The organism is Nostoc paludosum FACHB-159 (assembly GCF_014698835.1).
Lineage (GTDB): Bacteria > Cyanobacteriota > Cyanobacteriia > Cyanobacteriales > Nostocaceae > Nostoc > Nostoc paludosum.
In genome coordinates this window covers 117,177-130,392 of record NZ_JACJTU010000001.1, presented here as the reverse complement: position 1 = coordinate 130,392, position 13,216 = coordinate 117,177, and the positions used below count along the sequence as shown (strand labels likewise).

11 protein-coding genes are annotated in these 13,216 nt (G+C 41.1%); 5 read left to right on the top strand and 6 right to left on the bottom strand.

Annotation, left to right across the window (positions count from 1 at the left end):
* Position 1: 1 nt before the first annotated feature.
* Positions 2 to 955, top strand: coding sequence for a lysylphosphatidylglycerol synthase domain-containing protein (locus H6H03_RS00545; protein WP_190953136.1), 954 nt, complete (start codon positions 2 to 4; stop codon positions 953 to 955).
* Positions 956 to 1,225: 270 nt separating this feature from the next.
* On the opposite strand, the gene H6H03_RS00540 is transcribed toward H6H03_RS00545, so the two are convergent.
* Positions 1,226 to 2,143 (bottom strand): UTP--glucose-1-phosphate uridylyltransferase, encoded by a 918-nt coding sequence (locus H6H03_RS00540; protein WP_190953135.1) that lies wholly within the window; start codon positions 2,141 to 2,143, stop codon positions 1,226 to 1,228.
* Here H6H03_RS00540 and H6H03_RS00535 point away from each other — a divergent pair.
* Positions 2,138 to 2,356 carry a hypothetical protein gene (locus tag H6H03_RS00535; protein ID WP_190953134.1) on the top strand — a complete coding sequence of 73 codons (219 nt, stop codon included), beginning with the start codon at positions 2,138 to 2,140 and terminating at the stop codon, positions 2,354 to 2,356. The two genes, H6H03_RS00540 and H6H03_RS00535, sit on opposite strands and share 6 nt — an antisense overlap.
* On the opposite strand, the gene hemW is transcribed toward H6H03_RS00535, so the two are convergent.
* Positions 2,351 to 3,517: a radical SAM family heme chaperone HemW gene (gene hemW, locus H6H03_RS00530; RefSeq protein WP_190953133.1), complete on the bottom strand. Its 1,167-nt coding sequence runs from the start codon at positions 3,515 to 3,517 to the stop codon at positions 2,351 to 2,353. The genes H6H03_RS00535 and hemW overlap by 6 nt on opposite strands.
* 251 nt (positions 3,518 to 3,768) lie before the next feature.
* On the opposite strand from hemW, the gene H6H03_RS00525 reads away from it, so the two are divergent.
* Positions 3,769 to 4,845 carry a PIN/TRAM domain-containing protein gene (locus H6H03_RS00525; protein ID WP_190953132.1) on the top strand — a complete coding sequence of 359 codons (1,077 nt, stop codon included), beginning with the start codon at positions 3,769 to 3,771 and terminating at the stop codon, positions 4,843 to 4,845.
* A gap of 444 nt (positions 4,846 to 5,289) precedes the next feature.
* Here the strand turns inward: H6H03_RS00525 and H6H03_RS00520 are convergent, their stop codons facing one another.
* The 3 genes from H6H03_RS00520 to H6H03_RS00510 form a co-directional block, all read right to left on the bottom strand.
* Entirely contained in the window at positions 5,290 to 5,751 is a 462-nt protein-coding gene (locus H6H03_RS00520) for a GNAT family N-acetyltransferase (RefSeq protein WP_190953131.1), read from the bottom strand.
* Positions 5,741 to 6,127, bottom strand: coding sequence for an SMU1112c/YaeR family gloxylase I-like metalloprotein (gene gloA2, locus H6H03_RS00515; RefSeq protein WP_190953130.1), 387 nt, complete (start codon positions 6,125 to 6,127; stop codon positions 5,741 to 5,743). The genes H6H03_RS00520 and gloA2 overlap by 11 nt, the downstream gene beginning before the upstream one ends.
* A 148-nt stretch (positions 6,128 to 6,275) precedes the next feature.
* Positions 6,276 to 9,503 carry a PAS domain-containing hybrid sensor histidine kinase/response regulator gene (locus tag H6H03_RS00510; RefSeq protein ID WP_190953129.1) on the bottom strand — a complete coding sequence of 1,076 codons (3,228 nt, stop codon included), beginning with the start codon at positions 9,501 to 9,503 and terminating at the stop codon, positions 6,276 to 6,278.
* A 295-nt stretch (positions 9,504 to 9,798) separates the two neighbouring features.
* On the opposite strand from H6H03_RS00510, the gene H6H03_RS00505 reads away from it, so the two are divergent.
* On the top strand, positions 9,799 to 10,224 hold the full coding sequence (locus H6H03_RS00505) for a hypothetical protein (protein WP_190953128.1): 426 nt from the start codon (positions 9,799 to 9,801) through the stop codon (positions 10,222 to 10,224).
* 122 nt (positions 10,225 to 10,346) lie between these two features.
* Here H6H03_RS00505 and H6H03_RS00500 read toward each other — a convergent pair whose 3' ends face one another.
* Complete coding sequence (locus tag H6H03_RS00500) at positions 10,347 to 11,555, bottom strand: NupC/NupG family nucleoside CNT transporter (protein ID WP_190953127.1); 1,209 nt, start codon at positions 11,553 to 11,555, stop codon at positions 10,347 to 10,349.
* A 300-nt stretch (positions 11,556 to 11,855) separates the two neighbouring features.
* Between H6H03_RS00500 and H6H03_RS00495 the strand changes: the two genes are divergently transcribed.
* A complete protein-coding gene (locus tag H6H03_RS00495; protein ID WP_190953126.1) occupies positions 11,856 to 13,073 on the top strand; it encodes a lipid-A-disaccharide synthase-related protein in 1,218 nt (405 codons plus the stop codon).
* Positions 13,074 to 13,216 lie beyond the last annotated feature (143 nt).

Here is a 13,216-nt window from a genome sequence, read left to right as displayed (position 1 = left end):
GATGTCTAAAAAGCTGCGAATTAATTTCAGTTCTTTGTTTGGCTTGTTGCTATTGATGCTTTCTTTGTGGGCGATCGCTCACGAATTGCATGAGTATAATTATCGTGATATCCTCAACTCTTTAGCAGCAATTCCTAAAAGTCGCTTAAGTTTGGCAATTTGGCTGACAGCTTTGGGCTATTTAGTGATGATTGGGTACGATATTTTGGGTTTTAAATACATTAATCGTTCCCTAAGCTGGAATAAGATTGCTTTTACTAACTTCATTAGTTCTACATTTAGCAATACTATCGGTTTTGCCTTGCTGACTGGCAGTGCTATCCGTTATCGATTTTATGCTAATTGGGGAGTGTCAGCAGTGGCGATCGCTCAAGTTATTGCTTTTGTTAATTTCACTTTTTGGCTGGGAATGTTTGCAACTGCGGGATTGATATTTATTACCAACCCTTTAGCAATTCCTACACAACTACATTTGCCTTTTGCCACAGTACGTCCCATCGGAATAATTTTTCTATTGTTGATTGCTATATACTTGTTGGGAAGTATTTTAATTAAACAACCATTAATTATTCATCGACACGAATTTCGCTTTCCTTCCTTGCCAATATCCTTAGCTCAAATTGTAATTTCTAGCCTTGACTGGATTTTAGCCGCGGCAATTCTTTATGTAATATTTCCTAGTAATATATCCTTATCTTATCTAGACTTTTTAGGAATTTATTTACTAGCGATGTTTGCAGGTGTAGTTAGTAATATTCCTGGCGGCTTGGGTGTCTTTGAAACTGTAATATTGCTGTTTTTGTCATCCAAAATTTCGGCAGTGGCGATTCTGGGTTCCCTATTAGCTTATCGCGGAGTATACTACTTTTTCCCTTTGCTGCTTGCAGCAGGGTTCCTGGGAATATATGAAATTAAATTGAGATCCGGTTTGGGAAAAAATATCGATAAATTATGAGTTTAGAAAGCACTTTTCAGGAGGCAGGAGGATGAAGGCAGGAGGCAGGAGGTAACCCACCTTTAAAAGAATGGGATTGAGGCAAGGAAGTTTTATACCTTGGTGGAAGCATTATCAGTATAATTATTGCTTCAAACTGGGCTTTAGATCAGAATTAAAGTTTTAATTAATACTTATTATACCATTTCACGAAATGGCTGATACATAATGATTAGTCTTTAATTCTTCCCCCCTGCTGCCTATTTGTATCAATCTTAAAGTGAAATGGTATTAATCGTACCCTCTACCTCTTGCCTTCTGCCTTTCTTCGGTAAAATCAATCATTGTTTGGCGATAAGCATCTGGCAAACCTATATCAAAACACTTACCTTTAACAACATATCCCGTCATCCCTTCTTCTTGACGCAATCTTTCTAAACAGGATGTTAGCTGAAATTCACCTCGTTCTCGGAAATTTTGATTAATGTGTTCTGCTAAAAAATCAAAAATTTTTGGTGTCAATAAATATAAGCCAAACATACATAAAAAGTCATTTTCTGGCATTCCTTCGACATGCAAATGCCTTTGTGCATACTCAATCGTAGGTTTTTCATAAAGTTGCGTAACCTTAAAAATCGAGTTTAACTCTTGCCAAACTCCTGTTACACATCCTGCTTTATAAAGCATTTCTGCCGACATTGTAGTTAAACTAATAACACTTTGATTAACTTGTTCGTAAACATCTAAAACTTGACTAGCACAAGATTTTTCTGAATTAGATGTATAAATATGGTCGCCCAGCATTAACAGAAACGGCTCATTTTGTACCCAATCCTTAGCGCAAAATACAGCATGACCGTAGCCTAATTGTTCCTCTTGAAATAAGAGAGTAACTTTGCTACCCAAATCTTGTAAATAGCGGCTATATTCTTGATTTTCTGGTGAAAGTTTGGCGAAAAGTTCTTTTTTGGGTGGTTTTTTCAATAAATCTTCAAACATTTCTTTATCATCTGGCTGCACCACTATTCCTACTTCGGTAATTCCAGCACTAATCGCTTCTTCAATAATTGCCAGAATCACAGGTTTTGCCCTACCATCTCCATCGATAATTGGGAAAAGTTCTTTTTTCACAACTTTCGTAGCCGGAAACAAACGAGTGCCAAAACCAGCTACTGGAATTACAGCTTTTTTAACTTGATGTTTTTGCATAAATTCGTTTTAGGGCATGGGGCATGGGGCATTGGGCATTGGCCAAACAGGAGTGTGGGAGGGGTGGGAGGTGTGGGAGGTGTGGGAAGAGACGAGGGCATAAATTCTCTTTCTTCCCACACTTCCCCATCCCCCCACACTCCCCACACTTCCCATAGCCTATACCCTCTGCACCTATGCCCCATGCCCATGCCCCTAAACCGATTCTTATAATTTTTCAAACAATTCTGCTAAAACTACATTAGAAAACAAAAACCCTTGGGGATCGGTCAAACGCAACCTTTCTCCTACAATTTCCACCCAACCTTTATCAAAATACGATCGCAAGTATCTACAAATTTCTTCTACCTTCTGTTGCCCAAATACTGCCAAGTTTACACCCTCCGCTAAACGCAACCCTAACATTAATGTTTCTAACAATACTTCCTTTGGGGGGGTCACTTCACAATCAATCACAGCGCCAGCTTGCACCCATTGGTAATATTCTTTAGTCTTACGCGGACGAGTGAAGCGTTTTCCCTCAATATAACTCGCCGCACCCATGCCAAAACCATAATAGGGGCGGTTTTCCCAATACACTCGATTATGTCGGCATTGGTGACCGGGCTGAGCATAATTAGAAATTTCGTAATGTTCATAACCTGCATCAGTCAAAACCTGCTGCGCCATTTCGTACATTTTGACTGTACTTTCATCCGTCGGCAAAGGACCCTCACCCGGTTTGTAGTAACGACCAAAGGCTGTACCTGGTTCGATGGTAAGGTCGTAGATAGATATGTGAGTGGGTGAAGCTGCCACGGCTTTGTTTAAAGAATCTTGCCATCGATCCAAAGACTGATGCGGCAATCCCGAAATTAAGTCTAAGCTAAATTCGGGAATCTCGACTTGGTGGATTAAGTCTATAGCTGCAAAAATATCATCGACCGAGTGCGATCGCCCTGCAACTTGCAATAATTCTTGACTAAAGGCTTGTACGCCCAAACTAACGCGGTTGACGCCTGCACTACGATAACCTGCTAAATGTTCTAAATCAAAGGTCGCCGGGTCTATTTCCATTGAAATTTCTACCCCAGAAGCGATACCAAAACGCTGTTCTAATTGTGTAAGTACGCGTTGTAACTGGTTTATTGATAGCAGCGAAGGAGTACCGCCACCGAAGAAAATTGTCTTTAGGGGTTGACCAAATGCTGGTGTAATGGCAATTTCTTGACATAGCACCTCAACATATTGGGAGATAGTACCAGATGTTTCGCCCCGCAAGCGATCGCCGACAACAGACACAGCGAAATCACAATAAAAACACCGCCGTCTGCAAAAGGGAATATGTACATAAGCGGAACTCACAATTCCAGAAACATCAAAATTTTGACTCATTTTAAGAAAGAATATAAGTTAGTCCAATTGCCAATTAGCGATCGTGAAAATAATTAGTTTTTTTACAAGTTTTTATCGTTTTACAACGAAACAATGAAAAATATGAAGATAAAAGCCTTTGGTTATAATAATTGCAGATATTGTTTGCCTAAACCCTTAGTGTAATTCAATATTGATTAGTCTATATTACCGATGAAATAAAAAATACCTAATTTTATCGGTTAACACAGTTGTAGGAAAACAAGATAACCATGCTTGACGCCATTATCATTTTTTCATTCATCCTAGCAGCATCGGGAATAGGGTTCTACAGCATCGAACTACTACCCAATGGCACCTTAGAGAAGGTGACAAATGTCGAAGCTTTACGTTTAATTATTGCCGTTTTTGCCGCCATTATTGGTGGTGCTATCGGCTTGAGTTTCCAGACTACATATCGTCGCTTAGAGGCACAAGTCAAAGAAATGCCTCTAGAAGTTATCTTAACTCGTGCCATTGGTTTAGTGATTGGGCTATTGCTAGCGAACCTCATGCTAGCGCCGTTATTTTTGTTACCCATACCCGCAGATTTCGGATTTATTAAACCACTAGTGGCAGTTGTCGGCAGTATTATCCTGTCTGTCACTGGTATGAATTTAGCAGATACCCACGGACGCGGTTTATTGCGGTTCATTAATCCCAACACCGTAGAATCTTTGATTGTGGAAGGAACGCTAAAACCCGCCAATACCAAAGTTTTAGACACTAGCTGCATTATCGATGGTCGCATTGAAGCGCTACTAGAAACAGGGTTTTTGGAAGGACAAATTCTCGTACCGCAGTTTGTTTTGCAAGAACTCCAACAAGTAGCCGATGCTAGCAAAGATCAAAAACGAGTCCGGGGAAGGCGAGGACTAGAAATTCTCAACCGCATTAAAGAAACTTACCCCGATCGCATCCTCATCAACCCAATTGACTACGAAGATATTCCCACAGTTGATGCCAAGTTAGTCCGTTTTGCCCAAGAAATTAGCGGTACATTGCTAACCAATGACTACAACTTATCTAAAGTTGCCAGCGTTCAGAAAGTACCTGTTTTAAATGTCAATGATTTAGTTAACGCCGTCCGTCCCAGTTATTTACCTGGTGACAACCTAGATTTGAAGATTCTCAAAGAAGGTAAAGAACCCAGCCAAGGCATTGGTTACCTCGATGACGGCACAATGGTAGTCGTTGAAGAAGGCAGCAGTTATGTGGGTGGTGAACTTCGAGTAGTAGTCACCAGTGCTTTGCAAACTACAGCAGGGCGGATGATTTTTGCCAAACCCCAAGCTTCAGCATTGGCGTGAGGGAAATGTTAGGTGCAATTAATAATTAAATTGTGCGTAGCCAGCGATCGGTGCAGTCAACTGCACCGATTATTTATTAATTAGACTCACTTACTTAATATTGTTATTTAGGCATTCAACCTACACATATTATAATACCAATTTGCTAATTTAAATTTTTATATAGCAGTTCTAAATGAGTTATGAGCAAAAAGATCCCCGACTTCTTCAAGAAGTCGGGGATCTGAGCCTTTCGATGGAGAGCAAATCAAATAGGATTGCTATATAGCGAGAGGCAGGAGGTAAAACTATTACCATTCCTAGCATTCACGCTTGTTATTATGTCCTAATTTATGTGGCTGCGGCTATATCTTTTAAATTATAAGAATTGTATTCAAGCATTAAATGTGTATCGTTAGCTTACTTAATCGCTTAATTAAAATGAAGTATGTTAGTAATGCCGATTTATAAATATTTTTCCATTACATAGTTTTTAAACCAAACTCCCCGCCGTTCTACTTGCTGTTCCCTGACTACAATAAATCCTTTATTTTCAAAAAATGGCTTTGCAGTAATACTCGCTTCTGTATACAGTCGTGTAATTCCTTGTGATTTTGCAGTATTTTCTATATGTGTTAAGAGTTTTGAACCAATACCTTTTCTTTGGTGTTTGCTATGACAATAAAAACAATCAATGTGACCATCGGCTTCTAATTCTCCAAAGCCAACTATCTCGCCATTATCTTCAGCAATGTAGGGTAGCTTGACTTGTAATCTTTTATGCCAAACTTCATAGTCCATATTTTTCGGTGCCCAAGCTTCGACTTGTTCTTGAGTGTAGTCGGCAATATTAATTTCGTGAATTGTATCGTAAAATAAATTGGCGATCGCCTGAGTATCAGATAATCTATATTCTCTAATTTTCATAAATTTCTAATGGTAAATTATCTGGGTCTTTAAAAAAAGTAAACTTTTTGCCTGTTAGTTCATCAACTCTAATATTTTCTGTCACTACACCTTGAGATTTTAAGTAATTTACACTTTGCTCAATATCATCAACTTTAAAAGCTAAATGCCTTAAACCACAAGCCTCTGGACTACTAAATCTTTGCGGCGGGTTGGGGAAGGAGAATAACTCTATTTGAGCATTTTCTCCAACTCGTAAATCTAATTTATAAGAATTTCTCTCGGCACGAAAGGTCTCTGCAATAATCGCAAAACCTAAAGTTTCAACATAAAACTTTTTTGAGCGATCGTAGTCAGAACAAATTATTGCTACATGATGAATACCAGTGGTTTTCATGTGTATTTCCCAAGCTACTAATTATTTACCTGTAGCAATTTTACCAAAACTTTTTTATGCATTCATGTTGCTATATCGTTGAGCATTAAATCCCCTAAATTTATTTATGGGGATTCCTTCTGCCTCCTGCCTTCTGCCTCCTGCGTCCTTAAAATTTTTGCTTGAGCAAATCTGCAATTGAAGTCAGGAGTTCAACTGGTTGTACTGGTTTGGCAATGTGTTTGTCAAAACCAACTCTCAAAACTCGCTCTCGATCGCTTTCTCCAACATAAGCCGTCAGAGCGATGGCCAAAATTTCTCCACCCTTATCTTTTGGCATTGCTCTGATGTGCTTCATCAAACCATAGCCATCCATCTCCGGCATTGCTAAATCGCTGATTAATAAATCGGGTAGATTCTTGGCAATGGCGTCTAGGGCTTCAGTTGCAGATGCAGCGGCAGTTATCACTGCGCCATTCTGTTGTAGCAAGAAGGATACAAACTCCCTAGTATCCGCATCATCATCGACAATTAATATCTGTACCCCATTCAACAGGGAAAAGTTAAATTTTTCCGTTGTTCTTCCTACTCCGTCTGCTTCCCTTGTTGCCCTACTTTCTTTGATCGCAGGTAGTCTGATAGTAAAAATCGCTCCCTGTCCAATTCCTAAACTATCGGCCATCGCACTTCCGCCATGCAACTCCACTAAACGGCGAACTATTGCTAATCCCAGCCCCAGCCCCCCAAATTTCCTGGTTGTGCTGCTATCAGCTTGACGAAAATATTCAAATACGTGGGGTAAAAATTCGGGTGAAATACCTTGGCCTGTATCTTTGACTTGAATTACTGCCCACTGGGAAGTCAAATCTTGAGTTAATGAAAGGCTAACTTCCACTGTTCCACGAGCAGGAGTAAATTTGACAGCATTGGAGAGCAAATTCCCCACAACTTGCTGTAACCGATAAAAATCACCAGAGACTTTACCGACATTCGTGTCAAACTGGGTTTTTATTTGAATAGATTTGGTTTCTGCAATTAACCGGACTGTTTCCAATGCAGCTTCAATTACAGCTATGGGGTTGACAGGGGCAAAAGTCAAATTTAGCTTACCGCGAATAATTCGGGAGACATCAAGCAATTCATCAATTAATTGAATTTGCAATTGGGTATTTCTTTCGATGGTTTCTAAAGCACGATTGGTAGTATCTTCATCAAATTTGCGACTTCTGAGGAGAGATGACCATCCCAGAATTGGGTTGAGGGGCGATCGCAATTCGTGGGAGAGAATGGCCAAAAACTCATCTTTATTGCGGTTTGCTTGTTTGAGTTCCTCTGCTTGTTGCCTGAGTGCTTGTTCTAATTTTTTTCTGGGGGTGAGGTCAATAATAAAACAAATCCAAGACATCGGCGATCGCTCAACCATTGCACCACCAATTAATATGGGAATCCGGGAACCATCCTTGCGAATATATTCTTTTTCGTAAGCACTACATACCCCAACTGCTAAAAGTTGCTCTATGCTCTGGCGATCGAGAGGATGATATTCAGGTGGAGTGATGTCTTGTCTGCGTACCTTACCTGCTAATAATTCCTCTCGCGTATAACCTACCATTTCTAGAAACGCTTCGTTGGCCTCAGTAATGTAATCAGGAGTAGCGAAGATAATGCCAATAATGTTGGAATCAACTAACCGCCTTAATTGAGTTTCGCGCTGACGTAAATCATTTTCTGCCTGTTTGCGCTGGGTAATATCTTGGGCAGTACCCATCATCTTTACTGCTTTGCCATCGGTGTCGCAAAAGACACGACCTTTAGCGTCAATCCAATGGATACTGCCATCATGCCAAACGCTGCGGTATTCAATGTCATAATCAAGTTTTTTTTCGATACAATTGGCGATCGCTTCCTCAATAAGTGGGTGGTCTTCTCGATGTACGCAGTTGAGGAAAACCTGAAAATTAACTTCGGCTTCCGGGGATAGTCCAAACAGTTGCTTGCATTTGTCTGTCCAAATTAACTCGTTGGTAGTGATATTCCAAAACCACATACCAAGTTCAGCGGCGTTAGTTGCCAATCGAATGCGTTCTTCACTTTCTCGTAGCTTTGTTTCGGCTTGTTGGCGATCGTGCAGTGCAGCTTGCTGTTCGGTAATATCAGTACTAGCACCAACTACCCTGACTACCTGACCATTTGCATCCCGGACTGCAAACCCCTTGTCTTGCACCCACAAATAGCGGCCATCCTTGTGACGCACTCGATACTTGACGCTATAACGGTTGCCAGTCGCCATACTAGCGATGAACTCATCCGTGACCATTGACAGATCGTCGGGGTGGATGCGTTCTTGCCACCACTCAAGGGTAGGTTTAGCTTCTTGTTGCGTGTAGCCAAAAACCTGAGTTAAACCCTGAGTTCTTTCCACAGTATTGTTAAGAATCTCCCAGTCGTAAATCACAGAATTAACCGCTGCTGCTGCTAGCTCAAACCTTTCGTTACTTTGGCGTAGAGAAATTTCTGTGCGCCGTCGGTCTGTAATATCGAAAGCGATTCCCAAAAGATAATGTGTTAATCCCTCACCAGTTCTGCTGTACACAGTCTCATAGCTACAAAACCAGCGCCACTCACCATTGGCGTGTCGAATTTGGTATTCAAAAATGAGGACTTCCCCATTATGGGCAGAATTAAATTTTTCTACATGGCTTGGGAGCCGAGCTAAATCCTCAGGGTGTAGAAGTTGGGGAAATAAGTCACTTCCCATAGCTTGGATTTGTTCTGGTGTGTAGCCCCAAAATTCAGTGATTTCGTAATTAACGTAACAATTTCGCTGCTCGATTACGTCATAGATATACAGTATGCCTGGAAGAGTGCCAGCAATTTGTTGAAACAGACGTTGACTATTCCACCCAGGTCGAAAATCGTCTACATCAATTTTTTTAGGATCTTCAACTTCAAGGTACTTAGATTCAGTAATATCCGAAAAAGTTGTGGCGATCGCGTAGGGAGTAGTCCCTGTAACTTGAAATAGCGGTTGTGAAGATAATAACAGCCAGACTAGCTGACCATTAGGCTTATAGAACCCACAGACTACATTCAAACAAGGTTTACCCGTCTTCAGAGCAACCATCGCCGGGTGAATCTCACACAGCAAAGGTGAGCCATTTTCATTAATAAATTGCCATTTGGGTTCGAGCAAATTTTGTCCCACAAACTGCTCGGTTGTAACTCCCAAAATGCTTTCAACAGCGGCATTACAAGCTTGAATTCTCCCATCAGGTAACAGAAGAATCATTCCCTCTTCTTGATTGGCTACTAACGAATAATTGGATTCTTTATTAACTTGCCTATACAGCAGCTTGTCACTAGCCAGCTGGTTTTGAGACTTTTCCGCGTCTGGCATTCTATTAAAGTTAAAGAAATTTTAAGTGAATAAAAATAATATTCAGTATTTGATGATTACATAAATTTTAAGGCAAATACTTCTATCTGAAAGCGGAATATGGCTGAAATTATTAGTTATTGGGCATTGGGCAGGGGGCATTGGGCATTGGGCAGGGGGCAGAAGTTCTTTAATGCGTGAATTTTGAATTGATTTGTCCCCAAGTTTCCCCATACTGAAGATTCAGTTAACCTAGTTATAAAGCTGACTTTACGAAGTTGATGATGTAAATGCAACTCTTACAGGAGATAAGACAGTGAGTAATCTGGGCAAGAAAAGATTGGAAGTTGTTTTAGCGATCGCCACTTATTCTATTGGCAATGGTACTGCCTCAGCTGCCCCAACCCCTGGCGTAGAAATTCCGAAACAGATTGTGTTAACGGCTTCTGATGTTGCTATGTTTACCACTATCTGGAAAATCTATTTTCATGAAGACTTATCTAATAAAGGAATCTTGGAAATGCTGGCGGAGTTGGGTTTAGTTACCCTTGCTGCCACAGGTACAGCTTATATCGTTAGCAAAACCACTACAGCCATCGTCTGTGAGATTGCTGATTGGCTTGGGGCTGTGGGATGGGGTGTTGCAGCGGTTATCGCTACTTCTATTACTGGTTTATTTGCCGCTAGCTGGGCAGTCTATTGCGATCGCCTTTATTGTGAAAAAGAACCTCAATTAATTTAATCTACCTTTAATAGTTGTTCATTGGTGAAAGATGGAGCGATCGCTAATAATTATTTCCCACACAGCAAATTTTTTTCAACTTTATCCGCCCCCTACCCCATGCCCCATGCCCCATGCCCCCTTTAAATCAACATCCCAGCAATACAAGCAGTAATAAAGCTCCCTAACAATCCGCTAATCATTGCCTTAACACCCATACGAGCTAAATCATGCTGGCGATTGGGTGCTATACCAGTAATACCGCCGATGGTAATGCCAATTGAACCAATATTTGCAAAGTTACATAATGCGTAAGTTGCAATTATGACTGAACGCTGGGAAATTTTACCGCCCTCAATTAGTGCCTTCAAATCCAAAAAAGCAATAAACTCATTCAGAATTGTCTTTGTACCTAATAAAGCCCCAACTTGCTGACAATCAGCCCAAGGTACACCCATCAAAAATGCTACAGGAGCCATAAAATAAGACAAAATCCGCTGTAATGAAAGTTGCTGTAAACCGAAAAATCCGCCTAACCATCCCAGCAGTGCATTGACAGCAGCTAATAATCCCAAAAAAGCAATAATCATCACCCCAACATTAACTGCTAGCTTTACGCCGTCAATTGCTCCGCTACTAGCTGCATCAATTACATTTATATAATTAGTTTCTACATTCACCTTTACCTTACCAGCTGTTTCTGATACTTCTGTTTCTGGGTACAGCAATTTTGATACCACCAAAGATGTGGGAGCAGTCATAAAAAAAGCCGCAATCAGGTGTTCTGTTTGTAGGCCAAAGGAAATATATGCTCCTAGTACTCCACCTGCAATTGTGGCAAAACCAGTCGTCATCAGCGCATGGAGTTCAGATTGCGTCATATTCGCTATGTAAGGTTTCACCATCAGGGCTGACTCTGTTGGCCCCAAAAAGATGTTACTTGCACAGGATAAAGATTCAGAACCCGATGTTTTCATCGTCTTCATCATCACCCACGCCATTACACTTACCACTCGCTGTAAAATTCCGTAGTGATACAAGACGCTGATGAAAGCAGAGAAAAAGATAATTGTCGGCAACACTTGGAAGGCAAAGAAATGATCCTTAAAATTTTCTCCAAAGACAAATTTGGCACCAACATCAGAGAATGCTAAAAATTGACTGACAATATCTCCGAGAGATTTAAACACATTCAAGCCCCAAGGAGTTTTCAGAATCACTAGGGCAAATATAAACTCCAATCCCAAACCCCAGGCGACTATTCGCCAACGCACCGCCTGACGATTCACTGAGAAGGTGTAGGATATAGCGAGAAAAATTAAAATTCCCAACGCAGAAATAGCGCGTTCCATATTTACTCTGGGGATACAACTTTTTTATAACTTTGTCGTCAGACAATTTTAGATTTTGAATTTATGAACCCAGTATCGATGTACCGGTAGCGCTGGCACTCTCAATACTGTATTCTCTGATAAATTAGTATCTGCAAAAACAGGGATTAGGAGGAATACCATTCAGGTTTACACCTTTAAAAGTAATTTTGTCTGTAGGTAAGAGTAAATTTTATAATTTTCCCACTAATTACCTAATCCCCAGTCCTTTGGTTAAAAATCTCATTAAATAAGCATTTTAGATTTATCAAAAACCCCAAGATGCCTTCTAAGCGAATCTTGTTTATCAGTAACGGCCACGGAGAGGACAATCACACCTCTCATGTTATTCAGACCCTCCGAGAATTGTGTCCTTCCATTGAGATGGCGGCAATGCCGATTGTGGGAGAAGGAAAAGCTTACCGCAACTTGGACATTCCGATTATTGGGCCCACACAAACAATGCCCTCTGGAGGATTCTTTTACATGAAGCGCCTCTATTTGCTCAAAGATTTTCAATCTGGATTGGTTGGGTTAACGTGGCGCCAGTTACAAGCGGTCTTAAAGTATGCTCCCAACTGCGATTTAGTTATGGCTACTGGGGATTTTATCTCTCAGACATTTGCTTACTTAACCAAGCGCCCCTTTGTGTCGTTTATCTCTTGTCTTTCTGCCATCTATGAAGGGCGATTGCGTATTAATCCATTGCTGTGGCACGATTTGAATTCTTCTCGCTGTCTGACAGTTTTCACCAGAGATTCTTATACGGCTGCTGACCTGCAACGGCAAGGTATAGCTAAAGCTCAGTTTGGCGGTATTCCCGCTTTAGACCGGCTTGTCCCCACTGGTAAAGACTTGCAGCTCAAACCAGACATTCCAGCGATCGCCCTCCTCCCAGGCTCACGAATGCCAGAAGCCTCACGCAACTTCTGTTTGCAGTTGCAACTGGTGGTAGAAATTGCCAAAGTAATGCCGGAGTCAAGATTCCAGTTTCGCGCTGCCTTAGTGCCAAGTTTGATGGCAGAACTAGACGATATTGCTAAAAGTCAAGGTTGGCAACTCAATCAAGGCGTACTCACCTATTCTTTGCCGGGAAGTTCTGCCCAGGAATCACCGCTTGTAGAAGTGAGATGTTACTCAGATGCCTTCAGTGATATCGTATATTACTCTAACCTCGTCATTGGGATGGCAGGTTTGGCGGTAGATTTAGCAGTGGCGATCGGCAAACCAATTATCCAAATTCCCGGAGAAGGGCCTCAATTTACCTATGCATTTGCAGAGGCGCAAACTCGACTCTTAGGCATTAATGCCCAAACCATCGGCACAGGGCCAGCAACCCCTGACACTCTCAAACAAGCCGCTAGACGAACAGTCGAGACTTTACAAGATGCAGACTACCTCGCTAAGTGTCAAAAGAATGGCCCTGAGCGATTCGGCCCACCCGGCGCATCTGAAAGAATTGCTCGCTTTGTGCTAACCTCTCTAGGAGAAATTGAGTAAAAATTACGTCAGAATTCAGGAGTCAGAATTCAGTATTTACAAAATTGCTGATGCCGCCAAATTTTAATCATGAAGGTAAGGATAACAATACAGAATTGAATTAAGTACTTAGGAACTTCCAAAAAATAAAAACAACCGCTTCA